General features: G+C 67.0%; 16 protein-coding genes and 1 pseudogene. 6 read left to right on the top strand and 11 right to left on the bottom strand.

All coding sequences use genetic code 11. The features are described 5' to 3' along the window. From paaC to VGV58_RS04200, 6 genes and pseudogenes are all read right to left on the bottom strand, one after another. On the bottom strand, positions 1-780 hold the full coding sequence (gene paaC / locus VGV58_RS04225) for a 1,2-phenylacetyl-CoA epoxidase subunit PaaC (RefSeq protein WP_326872726.1): 780 nt from the start codon (positions 778-780) through the stop codon (positions 1-3). Further along, on the bottom strand, positions 780-1064 hold the full coding sequence (gene paaB / locus VGV58_RS04220) for a 1,2-phenylacetyl-CoA epoxidase subunit PaaB (RefSeq protein WP_038360406.1): 285 nt from the start codon (positions 1062-1064) through the stop codon (positions 780-782). The genes paaC and paaB overlap by 1 nt, the downstream gene beginning before the upstream one ends. 25 nt (positions 1065-1089) lie before the next feature. Next, positions 1090-2094 (bottom strand): 1,2-phenylacetyl-CoA epoxidase subunit PaaA, encoded by a 1005-nt coding sequence (gene paaA / locus VGV58_RS04215; protein ID WP_326872725.1) that lies wholly within the window; start codon positions 2092-2094, stop codon positions 1090-1092. A gap of 28 nt (positions 2095-2122) precedes the next feature. Further along, on the bottom strand, positions 2123-3328 hold the full coding sequence (pcaF, locus tag VGV58_RS04210; protein ID WP_326872724.1) for a 3-oxoadipyl-CoA thiolase: 1206 nt from the start codon (positions 3326-3328) through the stop codon (positions 2123-2125). Between the two features lie 89 nt (positions 3329-3417). Continuing rightward, positions 3418-3687 (bottom strand): annotated as a pseudogene (locus VGV58_RS04205) (SMP-30/gluconolactonase/LRE family protein); the annotation flags it as partial. Positions 3688-3795: 108 nt separating this feature from the next. Next, positions 3796-4611 (bottom strand): AraC family transcriptional regulator, encoded by an 816-nt coding sequence (locus tag VGV58_RS04200; RefSeq protein ID WP_326872723.1) that lies wholly within the window; start codon positions 4609-4611, stop codon positions 3796-3798. Between the two features lie 282 nt (positions 4612-4893). Between VGV58_RS04200 and VGV58_RS04195 the strand changes: the two genes are divergently transcribed. The 3 genes from VGV58_RS04195 to VGV58_RS04185 all read left to right on the top strand — a co-directional run bounded on the left by VGV58_RS04195 (position 4894) and on the right by VGV58_RS04185 (position 9236). Next, positions 4894-7023 carry a TonB-dependent siderophore receptor gene (locus VGV58_RS04195; RefSeq protein WP_326872722.1) on the top strand — a complete coding sequence of 710 codons (2130 nt, stop codon included), beginning with the start codon at positions 4894-4896 and terminating at the stop codon, positions 7021-7023. 29 nt (positions 7024-7052) lie between these two features. Next, positions 7053-8168, top strand: coding sequence for an ABC transporter substrate-binding protein (locus VGV58_RS04190; RefSeq protein ID WP_326872721.1), 1116 nt, complete (start codon positions 7053-7055; stop codon positions 8166-8168). 156 nt (positions 8169-8324) lie between these two features. Then, positions 8325-9236 (top strand): cell wall hydrolase, encoded by a 912-nt coding sequence (locus VGV58_RS04185; RefSeq protein ID WP_326872720.1) that lies wholly within the window; start codon positions 8325-8327, stop codon positions 9234-9236. Positions 9237-9274: 38 nt separating this feature from the next. On the opposite strand, the gene VGV58_RS04180 is transcribed toward VGV58_RS04185, so the two are convergent. The 3 genes from VGV58_RS04180 to VGV58_RS04170 form a co-directional block, all read right to left on the bottom strand. Further along, positions 9275-10060: an SDR family NAD(P)-dependent oxidoreductase gene (locus tag VGV58_RS04180; RefSeq protein WP_326872719.1), complete on the bottom strand. Its 786-nt coding sequence runs from the start codon at positions 10058-10060 to the stop codon at positions 9275-9277. Between the two features lie 120 nt (positions 10061-10180). Next, the gene (locus VGV58_RS04175; protein ID WP_326872718.1) at positions 10181-11239 is read right to left on the bottom strand and encodes an Ldh family oxidoreductase; all 1059 of its coding nucleotides are present in this window, start codon (positions 11237-11239) and stop codon (positions 10181-10183) included. After that, positions 11239-12249 (bottom strand): amino acid ABC transporter substrate-binding protein, encoded by a 1011-nt coding sequence (locus VGV58_RS04170; protein ID WP_326872717.1) that lies wholly within the window; start codon positions 12247-12249, stop codon positions 11239-11241. The genes VGV58_RS04175 and VGV58_RS04170 overlap by 1 nt, the downstream gene beginning before the upstream one ends. A 187-nt stretch (positions 12250-12436) precedes the next feature. Between VGV58_RS04170 and VGV58_RS04165 the strand changes: the two genes are divergently transcribed. Genes VGV58_RS04165 through VGV58_RS04155 form a run of 3 tightly spaced genes read left to right on the top strand, consistent with a single transcriptional unit; the run spans position 12437 to position 15112 of the window. Beyond that, positions 12437-13237, top strand: a complete 801-nt coding sequence (locus tag VGV58_RS04165) for an HpcH/HpaI aldolase family protein (RefSeq protein ID WP_326872716.1) — start codon at positions 12437-12439, stop codon at positions 13235-13237. A 13-nt stretch (positions 13238-13250) separates the two neighbouring features. Beyond that, positions 13251-14168: a cupin domain-containing protein gene (locus VGV58_RS04160; protein WP_326872715.1), complete on the top strand. Its 918-nt coding sequence runs from the start codon at positions 13251-13253 to the stop codon at positions 14166-14168. Positions 14169-14179: 11 nt separating this feature from the next. Next, complete coding sequence (locus VGV58_RS04155) at positions 14180-15112, top strand: DUF6282 family protein (protein WP_326872714.1); 933 nt, start codon at positions 14180-14182, stop codon at positions 15110-15112. 138 nt (positions 15113-15250) lie between these two features. Here the strand turns inward: VGV58_RS04155 and VGV58_RS04150 are convergent, their stop codons facing one another. Then, complete coding sequence (locus tag VGV58_RS04150; RefSeq protein WP_326872713.1) at positions 15251-16123, bottom strand: flagellar motor protein MotB; 873 nt, start codon at positions 16121-16123, stop codon at positions 15251-15253. Between the two features lie 28 nt (positions 16124-16151). Further along, complete coding sequence (motA, locus tag VGV58_RS04145; protein WP_326872712.1) at positions 16152-17009, bottom strand: flagellar motor stator protein MotA; 858 nt, start codon at positions 17007-17009, stop codon at positions 16152-16154. Positions 17010-17343 lie beyond the last annotated feature (334 nt).

Raw genomic sequence — 17343 nt, 5'->3', positions numbered from 1 at the left:
TCACCAGCGCGCGCCGGGATAGGCGCGCTGCAGGAACTGCATCTCGGCGAGGATGTAGCCGAGATGCTCGGAATGGACGCCGCGCCGGCCGCCCTTCTGGGCGAAGCTCTTCTCCGGCGCCTTCAGCGTCGCAGCGGCGAAAGTGCTGCTGACATGCTCCTGCCAGGCAGCTTTCAGCGACCCCGGTTCCGGCGCTAGCCCGGCCGCCACCAGTTCCTCGTCGAGCGCGTCGGCGAGGAACATCTCGCCGGTATAGGGCCAGAGGAAATCCACCGCCGCCTGCATGCGGGTGTGGCTTTCCGCCGTGCCGTCGCCGAGGCGGACGACAAGGTCGGCACTGCGCTCGAGATGATAGGCGACCTCCTTGGAGGCCTTCTCGGCGATCTCGGCGATACGCTTGTCGGCCGAACCCATCAGCGCCTTCAGCAGCGGCAGATGCCAGGCGTCGAACAGATATTGCCGCATCAGCGTGCGGCCGAAATCGCCATTGGGCTGCTCGACCAGCAGGAGATTGCGATAGCCGGAGACGTCGCGCAGGAAGGCGATCTCGTCAGACGTGCGGCCCTTGCCCTCGGCCTCGCAGGCGAGCCCAAGCCAGAGCTGGGTCTGGCCGATCAGGTCGAGCGCGGTGTTGGCGAGCGCAATGTCCTCTTCCAGCGCCGGGGAATGGCCACACCATTCCGAATTGCGGTGGCCGAGGATCAGGCAATTGTCGCCCATGCGCAGCGCGAACTCGGCAACCGCCGAAGAAACCGCAGAGGAAGAGGCCGGGGAGCCCATCACATATGCCCCACTTCGTCCGGCACATCGAAGAAGGTCGGGTGCCGGTAGACCTTGGCGTTGGCCGGGTCGAACAGCGGGCCCTTGTCGGACGGGGCGCTGGCAACGATGTCGGCCGAGCGCACCACCCAGATGCTCACGCCCTCGTTGCGGCGCGTATAGACGTCGCGCGCATTGAGGATCGCCATCTCCGCATCCGGCGCGTGCAGGCTGCCGACATGGCGGTGGTTGAGGCCGTGCTGGCCGCGGATGAAGACCTCCCAGAGGGGCCATTCGCTCGACATTGCTTTGCTCCCTTCTGGCGGTGCGTTACTCGGCAGCGATGCGTGCGGCCTGGCGCCGCGCCGCCTGCTTGCTGGCATGGGCGGTGAGCCCGTCGCGGAACCAGGCGCCGTCGTTCCAGGCCTTGCGCCGCGCTTCCAGCCGCTCGCGATTGCACGGGCCCTCGCCGGCGATCACCGCGAAGAACTCGGTCCAGTCGGGCTCGCCGAAATCATGGCCGCCCTTCTCCTCGTTCCATTTGAGCGCAGGGTCGGGGACAGTAAGGCCGAGATATTTGGCCTGCGGCACGGTCTGGTCGACGAACTTCTGGCGCAGCTCGTCATTGGAATCCTGCTTGATGTTCCAGGCCATCGACTGAGCCGAATGCACCGAGGCGTCGTCCGAGGGGCCGAACATCATCAAAGACGGCCACCACCAACGGTCGAGTGCGTCCTGCGCCATCGCCTTCTGCTCCGGCATGCCCTTGCTGAGCACGGTCATGATGTCGAAGCCCTGGCGCTGGTGGAAGCTCTCCTCCTTGCAGATGCGCACCATGGCGCGGGCGTAAGGGCCGTAGGAGCAGCGCTGCAGCGGCACCTGGTTCATGATCGCCGCGCCGTCGACCAGCCAGCCGATCGCGCCGATATCGGCCCAGCTCAGCGTCGGATAGTTGAAGATCGAGGAGTACTTCGCCTTGCCGGAATGGAGCTGCTCGTACATCTGGTCGCGGCTGATGCCGAGCGTCTCCGCCGCGCAATAGAGATAGAGGCCATGGCCGGCCTCGTCCTGGACCTTGGCGAGCAGGATCGCCTTGCGCTCCAGGGTCGGGGCGCGCGTGATCCAGTTGCCCTCGGGGAGCTGGCCGACGATCTCGGAATGGGCGTGCTGGCTGATCTGGCGGATCAGCGTCTTGCGGTAATCCTCCGGCATCCACTCCTTCGGCTCGATCTTCTGGCCGGCGTCGATGCGCTGCTGGAAGGCGCGCTCCTGCGGCTCCATCTCGTCAAGGCTGCGGACCCGCTTCGTGTCCGTCTTCACCATCTGGGCATACATCGGCCTGCCTCCTGTTCCGGTTCGCGCGTCAGACGCGCTCGAGGACCACTGCAATTCCCTGCCCCACCCCGACGCACATCGTGCATAGGGCGTAACGCCCGCCGCTGCGCTGGAGCTGCCACATCGCCGTCGTCGCCAGCCGGGCGCCGCTCGCGCCAAGGGGATGGCCGAGCGCGATCGCGCCGCCATTCGGGTTCACCTGCGGGGCATCGTCCGGCAGGCCGAGCTCGCGCAGCACCGCGAGCCCCTGCGCCGCAAAGGCCTCGTTCAGCTCGATCACATCCATCTGCCCGAGCTCCAGCCCGGCGCGCTGCAGCACCTTGCGCACCGCCGGCACCGGGCCGATGCCCATGATGCGCGGCGCGACGCCGGCGGCCGCCATGGCGACGACGCGGGCGCGCGGCGTCAGGCCATTCGCCTTCGCCGCCTGCTCGCTCGCCACGATCAGCGCTGCCGAGCCGTCATTGACGCCGGAGGCGTTGCCAGCGGTCACGCTGAGATCGGGGCCGTTGACGCCCTTGAGCCTGGCCAATTGCTCCAGCGTCACATCCGGACGCGGGTGCTCGTCGCGGTCGACGATGACGGGATCGCCCTTCTTCTGCGGCACGGAGACCGGCGCCATCTCGTCGGCAAAGCGGCCAGCGGCTTGGGCCGCGGCCCAGCGCTGCTGGCTGCGCAGCGCAAAGGCGTCCTGATCGACGCGCGAGACGCCGAAATCGGCGGCGACATTGTCGGCAGTCTCCGGCATGGAATCGATGCCGAAGGCCTTCTTCAGCTTCGGGTTGACGAAGCGCCAGCCGATCGTGGTGTCGTAGACCGCATTGGCGCGCGAGAAGGCGGCATCCGCCTTCGGCATGACGAAGGGCGCGCGCGACATGCTCTCGACGCCGCCGGCGAGCATCAGGTCGCAATCGCCCGCCCGGATCGAGCGGGCGGCGAGACCGAGCGCATCGAGGCCTGAGCCGCAGAGCCGGTTGACGGTGGTGCCGGGCACGTCGACCGGCAGCCCGGAGAGCAACACGGCCATGCGCGCGACATTGCGATTGTCTTCGCCGGCCTGGTTGGCGCAGCCGAGAATGACGTCGTCGACTTGGGCCCAATCGACGGAAGGGTTGCGCTGCATCAGCGCCGCCAGAGGGATCGCCGCGAGATCATCGGCACGAACGCTCGAAAGCGCCCCGCCATAGCGGCCGACGGGCGTGCGAACCGCATCGCAGATGAAGGCGTCCGCCACGATATCTCTCCCCGAAATCCGTCGCCTTGTTTTTATCAACCGACCGGTCGGTCATTTAATTGCACGAATTCCAGTGGAGATCAACTGCTCCAGATCGCGCCATCCGAGGCGACGGCGACGTCATTGGGCGAGTTCGGCTTCTGGCCGTCAAAACTGTCGATCAGCACGGTGACGTTGCCATCATGCCCGGTGCGGGTGACGCGCCTGCCGTGCTCAGCAGCGATCAGCCGGCCCCGCCGGTCGCGCGTCAGGCCGTCGGCGTAGTTCGCCGGCAACCGGAAGATGCTGACCGCCCCGGTCTCCTCCTCCCATTTCAGGATGTGGTTGTTGGAGATGTCGGTCCGGAGCAGGTAACGCCCACCAGAGTCATCGGCAGAGGTCGCCCGGCCGTCGAGATCAAGCCTCGTCTTGCATGCGGCGAACCTAGCGCGCCGTCTCGCGCTCGCTCAAGGCGGCGCCGCGAACCTCTAGCTTCCGCTCCCGCCCGCTGGCGGCAACACCGTCGTCGCCAGCGTCCGGCGCATCATGTCGCGCAGCGCGTTGGCGCTGCGATAGCCGGCACTGCGCGCCGCTTCTCGCAGCGGCATGCCATCGGCCTGCAGTGTCAGCGTGTGGAGGATGCGCAGGCGCCGGCGCCACTCCGCAAAGCTCAGACCCGTCTCCGACCGGAAGCGACGGGTGAAGGTCGAGCGGCTGACTCCGACCTGTTCGGCCCAGCCGTCGAGGTCGAGGCCGAGCGCCGGCTTCTGCACCATGTCGCGAGCCAGCTTGCGCAGGCGGGGCGCCTGCGGCATCGGCAAGGCGACATGGATCTCCGCGGCGCCGACGATCTCCTCGACGATCAGCGCCGCGAGATGGCCGCCGCGCCCGGCAGGATCATAGAGCAGCGGCCCGCTCGCCAGCGCCCGCAGCGCGACATCGAGCAATTCCGACACGGCAATGACGCGGCAGCTGCGTGGCACGGCCTCGCTGAGCACCTCGTCGGTCAGGAAGGCGGCCCGCATCTCGCAGCAGCCATAGGCCGCAAGTTCATGCGGCAGGTCGGCCGGGATCAGCAGGGCATGGCCGGCCGGCACCGTCCAGGTCCCGGTCTCGGCATGGAGCACGAGCAGCCCGCCGGATGCGTGAACCAGTTCGGTACGGCGATGGCTGTGCCACCGGGTTTTCGCCCCGCTGCGGAAGGACTGGTGCAGTACGGTCACCGGGCGCGGCGTCTCCTCGTCGAGCGGCAACCTGTCGACGGTGACCGGCCTCGCCTGATCCGAACTCGGTGCTTTTGCCATGACCCGCATTGTACCGACCAAACTTGACCCGATCCCGGTGAATTCTGAGCCACACCCGCAAGAGGGGCGAAGCTATAATAGTAATCGACGCAGCTAGTTTAAAATCTGTCTAAATTAGCGCGACGTCAAGAATAATTAAACAACAACACAAGCAATTCAAGACCGATCGGAGCAGTATAGCATATGGCTGGCGAGGCGACATCGGAACGGAACCCGCGAGATCGTGAGCGGATTCGATCGGCAGCGTTACGAGATGTCTCGCTGGCGGCGATCTTCATCGCATTGGCGGCTCCAGCCACGGCACAGCAAGCCGCCCCGGCGATCCGGCTCGACACGATCGAGGTGCAGGGCAATGGCGAGCGCGCCAACGGCCCGGTCAACGGCTATGTCGCGACCCGCAGCGCCAGCGGAGCAAAGACCGACACGCCGATCCTGGAGGTGCCGCAGACCGTCAACGTCGTCACCGCCGACCAGATCAGGGCGCAAGGCGCCCAGAGCGTCAGCGAGGCGCTACGCTATACCGCCGGCGTGCGTGGCGAGATCTATGGTGGGGCCTCGCAATTCGACAGCTATACGCAGATCCGCGGCTTCAAGGGCGACCTCTTCCTCGATGGCACGCGCCTGCCCGACGGCGCCGCCACCGCCGACTGGACGACATCGGTGATCGAGCCCTATGGGCTCGAGCGCGTCGAGGTACTGAAGGGTCCGTCCTCGGTGCTCTACGGCCAGAGCGGCCCCGGCGGCCTCGTCAACATGGTCAGCAAGCGCCCGACCGCGACGCCGTTTCGCGAGATCCAGCTCCAGACCGGCAGCTATGGCCGCCTGCAAGGCGCCTTCGACCTCTCCGGGCCGATCGATCCGCAGGGACAATTCCTCTATCGCCTGACCGGACTCGGCCGGATGTCGGAGACGCAGACCGACTTCATCGACGACGACCGGCTCTTCATCGCGCCCGCCTTCACCTGGCGACCAAGCGCCGACACGACCCTAACGGTGATGGGCCAGTATCTGCGCGAGCGAGACGGCAAGACCAGCTTCAACTACCTGCCGAGCTCCGGCACGCTCTACCCCAACCGCGTCAATGGCCGCCTGCCCTGGAACCGCTATGCCGGCGAGCCCGGCTTCGACCGCTTCGAGCGCGATCAGGGCTCGATCGGCTATGCCTTCGAGCATCGCTTCAACGATAGCCTGAGCTTCAGCCAGAACCTGCGCTACACCCAGAACGACGTCTATCTGCGCGCGCTGAACCGCAATGGCGAACTGCTCGCCGACAACCGCACGCTGAACCGCGCCGCCTTCCGCATCGACGCCGCCGCGCGCGCCTTCACCCTCGACAACCGGCTGGAAGCCAAGTTCGGCACCGGCCCGCTGACGCATACGGCGTTGATCGGCCTCGATTACCGCAACGAGATCAGCCAGTACGATGTCGGGCGCGGCCCGGCGGCCTCGATCCAGATCTTCAACCCGGTCTATGGCGCTGTCATCGCCGATCCCGGCATCAACTTCCAGCGCAAGGATGCGGAGCTGCGCCAGCTCGGCTTCTACGCGCAGGACCAGATCAAGTTCGAGCGCTGGATCGCCACCTTCTCCGGGCGCTACGACATCGCCGACGTCAAGACGCGCACCCACACGCTCACAACCAATGCGCTGGTTCGCTCGAAGACGAGCGATCGCGCCTTCAGTGGCCGCGCCGGCCTGAGCTATGTCTTCGACAATGGCCTGGCGCCCTATGTCAGCGTCTCGACCTCGTTCCAGCCGACGGCCGAGACCGACTTCTTCGGCGGCGCCTTCAAACCGCTGACGGCGACGCAATACGAAGCCGGCATCAAATACCAGCCGAGCTGGATCAACGCTTCGCTGACCGCGGCGGTGTTCGACATCCGCCAGCAGAACACGCTGACCGCCGATCCAAACCCGGCCCATCCCTTCGCCCGTGTCCAGCTCGGCGAGGTCTCGGTCCGTGGCTTCGACATCGAGGCGCGCGCCCAGCTCAGCGAAGGGCTCGGCCTGATCGCCTCCTATGCCTTCCTCGACCACGAGATCACCAAGAGCTCGGTCGCCACCGATATCGGCAAGCGCCTGCCCTCGACGCCGATGCATCAGGGCTCGCTCTGGGCCGACTACACCATCCAGGGCGGGGCATTCGCCGGGCTCGGCTTCGGCGGCGGCATCCGCTTCGTCGGCAGCACCTACGACACCGCCAACACCGTCCGGATCCCCTCCTACACATTGGTCGATGCCAGCCTGAGCTACGACCTCGGCAAGGCATTCCCGGCGCTGGCCGGAGCCAAGCTCTCGGTCGTCGCCAAGAACCTGTTCGACCGCTACTACGTCTCGCAATGCGGTAACGTCCCGGGCTGCACGCTCGGCTCCCGCCGCAGCGTGCTGGCGACGTTGACCTATCGCTGGTGAGAGGGATGAAGCAGAGCTGCCGGGTCGGAATGGCTGCTGCCCTCGCGGCACTGAGCTTCGTGCTCGCGCTGCTGATCGCCCCGGCTGCGCGGGCGCAGGCGATCCGCGTCACCGACATCGCCGGCCGCGAGATCGTGCTGGCACAGCCGGCCAGGCGCATCGTACTCGGCGCCTGGGTCAGCCTCGATGCGCTCTCGCTGATCCATCCCGATCCGGTCGGCCTGCTCGCCGGCTGGGCTGAGGCCGGCGCCAACGCGATCCAACCGGCGATCCTGCGCAAGAAATTCCCGGCGATCGACAGCGTGCCGGTGATCGGCAAGGGGTCGTTCGAGACGATCTCGATCGAGGCGGTGATCGCCCAGAAGCCCGATCTCGTGCTGCTCAGCCGCTTCGACGCCTTCCGTTTCGGCGCGGAGGTGGCTCCCGGCCTCGACCAGCTCGCCGCGGCCGGCATCCCCGTGGCGATCGTCGACTTCTTCCTCGATCCGCTGGGGAACACCGAGCCGAGCCTGCGCCTCCTCGGCAAGCTGCTCGGCCGCGAGACGCAGGCCGAAGCCTTCCTCGCCTTCTATCGCCAGCATCTTGCGGCGATCGAGAGCAAGCTCGCCGCAGCCGGAGGCTCCACGCGCCCCGCGGTCTTCCTGCACGCCTTCGCGACGCGGCCGGAATGCTGCTTCTCGGCGGGGCCGGGCACGATCGACGGATTCATCCGCCTGGCGGGCGGCCACAATATCGGCGCCGAGAAGCTGACTGCACCCGTCGGCCAGCTCAGCCAGGAATTCGTGCTGACGCGCAATCCCGATCTTTATGTCGCGACTGCGATCTCGGACGGGCCGGATGCCGGCCTTTTCGCACTCGGCCCCGGGGTCACGCGCGAGCGCGCCGCGGAGGGCTTCGCCAAGCTGATGCAGCGCAACGATCTCGCCGCGATCAGTGCCGTGTCGCGCAGCCGCGCTTTCGGGCTCTGGCATCTGTTCGTGCACACGCCTGTCCATCTCGTCGCCATCGAGGCACTGGCGAAATGGACGCATCCCGAACTCTTCGCCGGGCTCGATCCGCAGGCGACACTGGACGAGATCAATGCCCGTTTCCTCGCCGCACCACTGGAGGGAACCTTCTGGACAGGCCCTCCGGCGCGCCGCTGAGCGGCCGGCCGGGCTCCGCCGGACCCGGTCCCGGCCGTGTCATCTTTGCCTCTTCCTTCCGAAATTAACTTTCTGGTAAGAGGTTCGGGTTTCCTTGCCGGTGACGATGGCTCGCTGATTGCGGCAGCCGAGATCCCGTAATCAGGAGGTCACCGCATGAAGCGGACCGCGATCGCTGCAGATGCCGTTCGTTCTCTGGGTAAGAGCCGCCACGGCCGCAAGGCGATCCCGCTTCTGATCTCGCTGACTGCGCCGGTCCTGGGCGCTTGCAGCACAGCGCCCGTTCAAACCGCCTCGACGACGACGGCTAGCCCCACAACGACGACGAAGCAGACCCACGAGACCCGCAAGCGGGCGATCGAGCTGGCCAAGGCCGACCCGCGCGAGCGGGAATGCCTGGTCCGCGCCATGTATTTCGAGTCGAACCGGTCGAGCGAATCAGGCCTGCTCGGCGTCGGCACGGTCGTGATGAACCGGGTGGGGTCACCGCGCTATCCCGAGACGATCTGCGGCGTCGTCGGCGCGCCGCGCCAGTTCGCGCCGGGCGTTCTGACCCGCCAGATGGTGGCGCGCGACATGCCCAAGGCCGAGGCCGCCGCCGACGCCATCCTCGCCGGCAAGCGTAACGAAGCCGTCGGCAACGCCAAGCATTTCCACATGGCCGGCCTGCGCTTCTCCTACACCAACATGCACTATGTGACGGTGGCGGGCGGCAACGCCTTCTACGTCAAGGGCGAGCGTCCGGAGCGCCGCCGCATCGAGGAGCCGAGCTACCAGCTGGCCGCGGTCACCACGCCGGCCCCGCTCGCCGCCAGCGCCTCCTCCGTGCCGACCTCCTTCGCCAATGCGCCTTTGGCCTACGCGCCGGAGGCTCCGGCCGCCGCCGCATCCGCCAGCCCGGCCACGCATCTCGTCAGCAATGCGACGCTGCCGCCGAGCCGGCCCTTCGATCTCGACATGCCCAAGAGGCTCGCGCGGACCTTCATCGCGCCGCCGAAGAGCGATGCCCGCGTCGCGGCGCTGATGCCGAGCCCCCGCGGGCTTCGCGGCAGCGTGGCGCAGGACTGAGCTGCACGGCAGGGCTGGCAGCCGACTGGCCAGCCCGATCACATCCGGCCGGCGTCGACCTTGATGCTCTCGGAGGTGATCGAGGACGATTGCCCGCTCGCCAGGAACAGGGCGGCGCGCGCCACCTCCTCCGGCTCGACCCAGCGCTTCAGCGCCGCCTTGTCGGTGTAGTTCACCCGGATGATCTCCTCCGCCGGGCGGTTCTCCTTGGCGGCGCGGGCGGCGATGACGCGCTGCATCAGCTCACCATTGACCGCGCCGGGGCAGAGCGCATTGACCCTGATGCCGTGGATGCCGACCTCCTGCGCGACGGCCTGGGTGATGCCGATCACCGCGAACTTCGTCGCGGTATAGGCGCTGCGCATCGGATAGCCGCGCAGGCCCATCAGCGACGACATGTTGATGATCGAGCCGCCGCCGCGCGCCCGCATCAGCGGCACGCAGTACTTGATACAGAGGATCGTGCCACGGATGTTGATTGCCATGGTCTCGTCCCATTGGGCGATGTCGAGGTCCTCGGCATTGGCGACCTGCCCGGTCACCCCTGCATTGTTGACGAGGATGTCGACGCCACCGAAGCGCGCCGCCGTCTCCCGGGCGAGCCTGGCGGCATCGGCCTCCTGCGAGACGTCGGCGGCGATGGCATGCGCCCCGATCCCGGCTGCGGCCTTGTCGAGCGAGGCCTGGGAGCGGCCGGCGATCACGACCTGCGCGCCCTCGTCGACGAACATTCTGGCGATCGCCAGGCCGATGCCGGTGCCGCCGCCCGTGACGATGGCGACCTTGCCGGAGAGGGCTGGAGCACGGGAGGACTGCGATGTCATGATGCGGCCTTCTCCTCACGGCGATCGACCTATGGTCGAGGCTTTCGTTTGATATGCGATAACTGGTTTTGTATATCAACAAAACGGCTTTAATTGTACCCTATCAGTCACGGATCGAGCTCAGCTGCCGAGAGCGTCCGGAATCGCGACCCCAAGGCGGCTGGCATGCGCATGCAGCAGGCGGAGGGTCTCCGCCGCCAGCGCGCAGCTGCCGTCGAAACGGTTGCGCGCCTCGACAGCGCGATCGCCCGGCAGGCGGATCGGAGCGGCGCCCGGAACCGGCTTCGACTGCCGGACGCGATCGGCGAAGCCCACTGCGGCCGCTTCATAGTCTGCGAGCGGCCGCATCCCCTCGATCTCGATCGCGATGACCAGGTTGGCGCTGCCATAGGGCCGGGAAAGATCGCCATAGAGCGGCTGCACCTCGCTGCCGATGCCGCCGGCCGACAGGCCGCCGGCGAGCAGATCGACCATCACGGCGAGACCAAAACCCTTCGCCCCCGCCGCCGGCAGGAGCACGCCCTTGATCGCCTCGGCGGCGTCGCGGGTCGGCAGTCCTTCGGCGGTCTGGGCCCAGCCTTCGGGAATGGGCTCACCCTTGCTCGCCGCCAGCCGGACCTTGCCCATCGCGCCGGCGCTCATCGCGAGGTCGAGGACGATGGGTTCGTCGCCGGTCGGCACCGCGATCGCCAGCGGGTTGTTGCCGACAACCGCCTCGGCGCCGCCCGGCGCCGGCAGCATCGGGCGGGTATTGGCCATGACGATGCCGATCTTGCCGGTGAGCGCGATCCTGCGGGCAAAGCGCCCGGCCGCGCCGAAATGGAAGGCGTTGCGGACGGCCACGATGGCGACGCCATGCTCGGCCGCACGGGCGATCGCGATCTCGCAGGCACGCTCGGCCGTGACATGGCCGAGCCCATTTTGGGCGTCGAGCGTCAGGCGCGCGCCCGCATCGACAACGATCTCGCCCTTGGCCGCGGGATCGACCGAGCCCTGCGCGATCCGCTCCAGATACATCGGCAGCTGGAGCAGGCCGTGTGACGCCAGGCCCTCTATATCGGCATCGACGAGAGCCTGCGCCACCACGGCGGCATTATCGGGCGGCGTCCCGGCCGCGGCCAGCAGGGCAGCGGCGAAGCGGCTCAGCACCTCGGCAGGATAGCGGCCCGACAACGACATCAGCGCACCGGCGGCGCGTATTGCAGGCCACCTTGGGTCCAGAGCTTGTTCAAACCACGCTCGATGCCGAGCTTGGAGCCGGAGCCAACATTGCGCTCGTAGACTTCGCCGTAATTGCCGACCTGCTTGACGATCTGCAGCGCCCAATCCGGCTTGAGGCCCATCGACTCGCCGAGATTCGCGGAAACGCCGAGCAGGCGCTGGACTTCGGGCGAGCCGGTGCGCTTCTGCTCCTCGGCATTGACTGAGGTTACGCCGAGCTCCTCGGCGACGAGCATGGCATAGAGCGACCAGCGCACGATGCTGGTCCACATCTCATCGCCCTGGCGCACGACGGGGCCGAGCGGCTCCTTCGAGATCAGCTCCGGCAGGATCACGTATTCGGTCGGGTTGACCAGCTTCAGCCGATAGGCCGAGAGCGCTGAGACGTCGTTGCTGAAGACGTCGCAGCGGCCGGATTCGAAGGCCTTGGCGACCTGATCGCCGGCCTCGAAGGCAACGCCCTCGAACTTCATGCCGTTGGCGCGGAAGTAATCGGCGATGTTGAGCTCGGTGGTGGTGCCGGTCGGCACGCAGACCGAGGCGCCGTTGAGCTCCTTAGCCGATTTGATGTTCAACGACTTGCGGACCATGAAGCCCTGGCCGTCATAATAGCCGACGCCGACATAGCGCAGGCCCATCTGGGTATCGCGCGACAGGGTCCAGGTCGCCTGGCGGGAGAGCACGTCGATCTCGCCGCTCTGCAGGCTGACGAAGCGGTCCTTCGGGCTGAGCGGGGTGTAGCGGACCTTGCCGGCATCGCCGAAGACGGCGGCGGCGACGGCCCGGCAGATGTCGACATCGAAGCCGCCCCAGCGCCCGGCCTCGTCCGGCACCGAGAAGCCGGCGACACCCGGGCTGACGCCGCAGATCATCTCGCCGCGGCCCCTTGCGGTCTCGAGCGTGCCGGCAGTAGCCGGCATGACGCAGGCTGCCATCAGGCCGGCGATCAGCAACAGGCGTGTCTTCATTCGGATACCCTTCCCCCCGAGTGTCGTATCCGACGTTTCCTCGCCGGATCCCAGCGCGATCCTGACGGCTTTCTGACGCAGGGGGCGCGCGCCTCGACTGATTTCGAGGTGTGAAACGCCGGGACTTCCGGCCATATCCGGGAGCGGGAGTGCCATCATCCGATTATCGACATCGGCACGGCAGACCATGCAGACATCCGCCCAGTCCAGCTTCCGTCAGCGCCTCGTCAGCGGCGCCTTCCTGGCGGGGAGCTTCGTCAAGACGCCGAGCCCGCATGCCACCGAGATCCTCGGCAATAGCGGCTTCGACTTCATCGTCGTCGACCAGGAGCACGCACCCTTCGACCGCGTCACCACCGACCTCGTGCTGCTGGCGGCACGGGCGGCCGGCGTCGCCGGCGTCGTGCGCGTCCCGACGCTGACGAGCGACGCGATCCAGGCCTCGCTCGACTGTGGCGCGGTCGGCATCCTCGCCCCGCATGTCGCGAGCGTCGCAGATGCTGAAGCCCTCGTCGCCGCCTGTCGCTACCGCGGCGGCAAGCGCGGCTTCTCCGGCGTCACCCGCGCCGGCCGCTATGGCGGCAGCAAGATGTGGGACCTCGTCGACTCCGCCGATGCGGCGGTGGCGACGATCGCGATGATCGAGGATCCGTCGGCGCTGGCTGAGATCGACGCCATCCTCGCGGTCGAGGGATTGGATGCCGTCTTCATCGGCCGCGGTGACCTCACCGTCGCCTTCGGCGCACCGACCCGCGATGCGCCCGAAGTCCGCAACGCCGTCGATACGATCCTTGCCGCCGCGAAGAAGGCCGGCAAGCCGGTCTGCGTGATGACCGACAATGGCGAGGAATCCGCGGGGTTCGCCGAGCGCGGCGCCAGCGCCTTCATCCTCTCCTCCGACCAGGGTTTTTTGCGCAGGGCCGCGAGTGAAACCCTGGCGCAGATGCAGACAGCCAGGAGCCGGGTCGAGAACCCCGGCGCGCGATAGGAGACATCAACCCGTGAGCTATCCCTCCAGCGATCCTCGCTCGAAGCTCGCCGCCCCCGCAGCGACGAAGGCTGCTCCGGTCAAGGCCTATGCCGGTGCGGACTACGCCCGCTTCTATGCCGAGGAGCCACAGCAGGCGAACGGGAACGAGCGCACCTGGCTGGCGCGCGGCCAGAACTTCATCACCGCCTATTCCGAGGTGAAGCCGGGCGCTGTGCTGGCACGTGCGGCGCAGCCGGACGAATACTGTCTGATCCTGCCGGAGAAGGAACTCGGCGCGACGGTCACGGCCGGGGCCGAAACGGTCGAGGTCGCCGGCAACTCGATCGTCTTCGTGCCGCCGGGCGCTTCGCGCATCACGCTCAAGGGCGCCGGACGCATCATCCGGATCTTCTCGAGCGTCGCGGCCGAGCTGGCCGCCGCCTGCTCGAACGCCGCCTCCTATGCGCAGCCCCATGCCAATGTCGCGCTGCTCGAGCCCTGGCCGGAGCCGCGAGGCGGCTTCAGGATCCGCGCCTACAGCCTCGATGCAGGCGGCGGCGAAGGCCGCTTCGGCCGCATCTTCCGCTGCACCACGCTGATGGTGAACATGCTCGACCCGCGCTTCGGCCTGCGCGACGTCACCGCGCTTTCGCCGCATCACCATGACGATTTCGAGCAGGGCTCCCTCGTGATCGACGGCGGCTATATCCACGACATCCGCTGGCCGTGGACGCCCGACATGCGGATCTGGCGCGAGGACGAGCACGAATTGATGGCGGCGCCCTCGCTGACCGTGATCCCGCCGCCCTCGATCCACACCTCGCGCTCGGTCCTGCCCGGGCTGAACCAGATGATCGACATCTTCTCGCCGCCCCGTCTCGACTTCTCGCAGAAGCCCGGCTGGGTCATCAACGCCGCGGATTATCCGATGCCCGGCGAAACCGCCTGAGGTCCTGCGACATGACCGCCACCACCCCGACCGCCGATGCCCGCAGCCGTCAGATCGCCGATCTCCTGGTCGGCGCCGTCGACCTGCACTGCCATAGCGGCCCGGCCGCGATGCCGCGCATCCTCGACCATCACGAGGCGATGCTCGATGCCGCCGCGGCGAAGTTCCGCGCCGTCGTCTACAAGGACCATTTCTATCTCGGCACCGCTCATTCGATCCTGCTCGAGAAGCTGGTGCCGGATACCGGCGTCAGGCTGTTTTCTGGCATCGCGCTCAACAACGCCTCGGGCGGCTTCAACCCGCATGCGGTCGATCACGCCATCAAGCTCGGCGGCAGGATCGTCTGGATGCCGACGCTCTCGGCTAGGAACCATATCGACGTGCTCGCCTCCGGTGCGGTGAAGACCTTCCCCAAGACCGCGCAGAAGATGCTCGATCCGATCCCGCTGACGCCCTTCGGGGCCGACGGCAAGCTGACCGACGACGTCAAGCTGATCCTCGACCTGATCGCGGCGGGCGACATCATCCTCGCCGGCGGGCATCTCTCGACGCCCGAGCTCTTCGCGGTGTTCGAGGAGGCGAAGGCCCGCGGCGTCAGGAAGCTCCTGGTCAACCACCCGACCTACATGGTCAACAACTGCAGCGATGCGGAAATCCGTGACCTCGTCTCGCTCGGCGCGGTGATGGAGCATTCGATCTGCATGTTCGTCGAGGGCAAGTCGAAGAAGTTCGAGCCGCCGGAGCTGCGCCGGGTGATCGAGGTGGCCGGCGTCGAGAACACCGTGCTCTGCTCGGATCTCGGCCTCACGGGCTCACCGCGCCCGATCGACGGCTATCGCGAGATCGTCGGCCACCTGCTCGACCTGCAGTTCACGGAAAGCGAGATCAAGCGCCTGACCGGCGGGCATGCGGCGGAGCTACTGGGGCTGGAGGCCGCCGCCTGACGTGATGGATGGCGTTTCGCGATCGGCTGGCGCTGATGCCGCGACGCACATGCTCAGCGTTGCGATGATCAGCCACTCACGTTTTGTCAGCCTCGAGCTCGCCCCCAAACAGACCGTGAAGCCGTCGAGGCGATGTGTTCAGCGAAAGTGGCTCGGGGGCAATGGCGGCTCTTCATTGAGCAGAGTGATCCTCACCCGTCGGTTTGGCGAGATGTAGGGATTGTCGGGGAAGACCGGCTCGGTATCGGCGCGTCCGATCACGGACGCGAAGCGGTCATTGGGGAACCCCGCACCCGACAGGATCTCGCGCACGGCGAGCGCACGCCCGGTGGTAAGGCTCCAGGGATCGACGCTCACCACCGAGCCCGGACGCGCGGCGGCCGTGTGGCCGGTGACAACCAAGCGGTTGGGCAGGCGGCGCAGGGTGGGCGCGAGCGTCTCCAGCACGCGACGGGTGCTCGGATAGGGCTGGACCGAGCCCTCGGGGAACATGGAGCGGCCGGACTCGTCCATGAGGGCGACATCCAACCCCTCCTTGGTCGGCTCGATCACGATGTTGCGCGACAGGTCGGCAATTTCGGGCATGCTCTGGAGCGCCTGCCGGAGGCTGGCTATCGCGCTGTGGCTGGCCTGCTGGCCGGCAGCCGAGCGATTGGCCTCGCGGTCGCCGGTACCGCCGGAGCTGCTCCGGCGCGCGCTGTCCTCCGGCCTGGAGGTCCCCGTCGCCACCTCGCGTGGGGGCGACGGCTTGCTGCCTGACTTGTCGAGGGCGGTACCCCACAGCATGCCGCCAGCGCCACTGGTGCTGGGGCTCACGGCCCCCGGCGCGAAATACTCCGCCAGGCCTTCCTTCTGCTCCTGCGTCGTCATGCTGATCAGCCACATCAGCAGAAAGAACGCCATCATGGCGGTCACGAAGTCCGCATAGGCGATCTTCCAGGCGCCGCCATGATGCGCATGAGCGGCCTTCTTGACCTTCTTGACGATAATCTGCTGGGCGGGCTTGGCCATCGAGTCCCTGCTGGAGATTGGGCCGGCTCTAGGCGGCCAGTTTGGCGGTTGCCGCTTCCACTTCGCTGAAGGTCGGGCGAACGTCGCTCATCAAAGCCTTGCGAGCAAATTCGACCGCCATCACCGGCGGCTGGCCGCTGATATGGGCGAGGAGACCCGCCTTGAGTGACAGGAAGTATTTGGCTTCCGCCTCGAAGGTGCTCTTGAGCGACGCCGCCATGGGCGCGAAGAAGCCGTAGGCGACGAAGACGCCGAAGAAGGTGCCGACGAGCGCGCCGCCGATCAGGTGTCCCAGTACCTCCGGCGGCTCCTTGATCGCCCCCATCGTCTTGATCACGCCGAGCACGGCGGCGACGATGCCGAGCGCCGGCGTTCCGTCGGCAAGCGACTGCATGGCCGAAACGAGACGCTCCTGCTCCTGGTGGTGCGTCTCCAGTTCCTCGTCCATGAGAGCGTCGATCTCGTGAGCGTTGTTGGCGCCCAGCGTCAACATGCGCATGTAGTCGCAGACGAACTCGACCGCATGGTGGTTCGCAGCAAATGTCGGGAAGGCATTGAACAGCGTCGATTTCTCTGGATTTTCAATGTGTTCCTCGACCGCAAGCATGCCCTTCTGCTTCACGAGCTTGTACAATGAATACTGCATCCCCAGCAGCTCGACATAGCACTCCTGGCTGTATTTGGATCCCTTGAAGATCGTGCCGAGCATGGATGGCACGGCCTTGAGGACCGGCGGGGGATTGCCGATGACGAAGGCACCGATCGCTGCACCGAGGATGATGACGAATTCGAACGGCTGCCACAGGACGAGGAGGTGGCCGCCCATGGCCGCGTAACTGCCGAAGACGCAGGCGAAGACGATGATTGCGCCGACGATCAGCCGCATGGTTTGCCACCCTCGCACCGCAGCGGCTACAGCCCGCGCGAAGCCCACTACTCCTTCGAGGAAATGAACGATCGAGGTTAATGGCGAGTTAGGAACATGGCGGGCTTGGGGCGGCAAATTGGCCCAGGGGCGGAAATCGGAGTGCCATGACGAGCCCGCGGCTCGCCTGGTGAGCAGCGCCTCCCGCGAATGCCCGCCGAGGGCCGATCGCGGTCGGCAGGCAACGGTCGTCTGGTTATGTCTGCTTTCCGGCGGTGGTCGAACGTCAACGCCTCCACCCAATCGCGACATTCGTCACGTCAGGCGACTCGATTAGCCATGGCCGAATGGACAA

The sequence above is a fragment of the Allobosea sp. genome, from assembly GCF_035944895.1.
Lineage (GTDB): Bacteria > Pseudomonadota > Alphaproteobacteria > Rhizobiales > Beijerinckiaceae > Allobosea.
This window is presented reverse-complemented; position numbering and strand designations above follow the sequence as displayed.

Coding starts and splice junctions, on each gene's coding strand:
- VGV58_RS04170 (WP_326872717.1), bottom strand. CDS start 12,249: ATGAAGACACGCCTGTTGCTGATCGCCGGCCTGATGGCAGCCTGCGTC.
- VGV58_RS04175 (WP_326872718.1), bottom strand. CDS start 11,239: ATGTCGTTGTCGGGCCGCTATCCTGCCGAGGTGCTGAGCCGCTTCGCC.
- paaA (WP_326872725.1), bottom strand. CDS start 2,094: ATGTATGCCCAGATGGTGAAGACGGACACGAAGCGGGTCCGCAGCCTT.
- VGV58_RS04200 (WP_326872723.1), bottom strand. CDS start 4,611: ATGGCAAAAGCACCGAGTTCGGATCAGGCGAGGCCGGTCACCGTCGAC.
- VGV58_RS04150 (WP_326872713.1), bottom strand. CDS start 16,123: ATGGCCAAGCCCGCCCAGCAGATTATCGTCAAGAAGGTCAAGAAGGCC.
- VGV58_RS04180 (WP_326872719.1), bottom strand. CDS start 10,060: ATGACATCGCAGTCCTCCCGTGCTCCAGCCCTCTCCGGCAAGGTCGCC.
- VGV58_RS04155 (WP_326872714.1), top strand. CDS start 14,180: ATGACCGCCACCACCCCGACCGCCGATGCCCGCAGCCGTCAGATCGCC.
- VGV58_RS04185 (WP_326872720.1), top strand. CDS start 8,325: ATGAAGCGGACCGCGATCGCTGCAGATGCCGTTCGTTCTCTGGGTAAG.
- motA (WP_326872712.1), bottom strand. CDS start 17,009: ATGCGGCTGATCGTCGGCGCAATCATCGTCTTCGCCTGCGTCTTCGGC.
- paaC (WP_326872726.1), bottom strand. CDS start 780: ATGGGCTCCCCGGCCTCTTCCTCTGCGGTTTCTTCGGCGGTTGCCGAG.
- VGV58_RS04190 (WP_326872721.1), top strand. CDS start 7,053: ATGGCTGCTGCCCTCGCGGCACTGAGCTTCGTGCTCGCGCTGCTGATC.
- VGV58_RS04165 (WP_326872716.1), top strand. CDS start 12,437: ATGCAGACATCCGCCCAGTCCAGCTTCCGTCAGCGCCTCGTCAGCGGC.
- paaB (WP_038360406.1), bottom strand. CDS start 1,064: ATGTCGAGCGAATGGCCCCTCTGGGAGGTCTTCATCCGCGGCCAGCAC.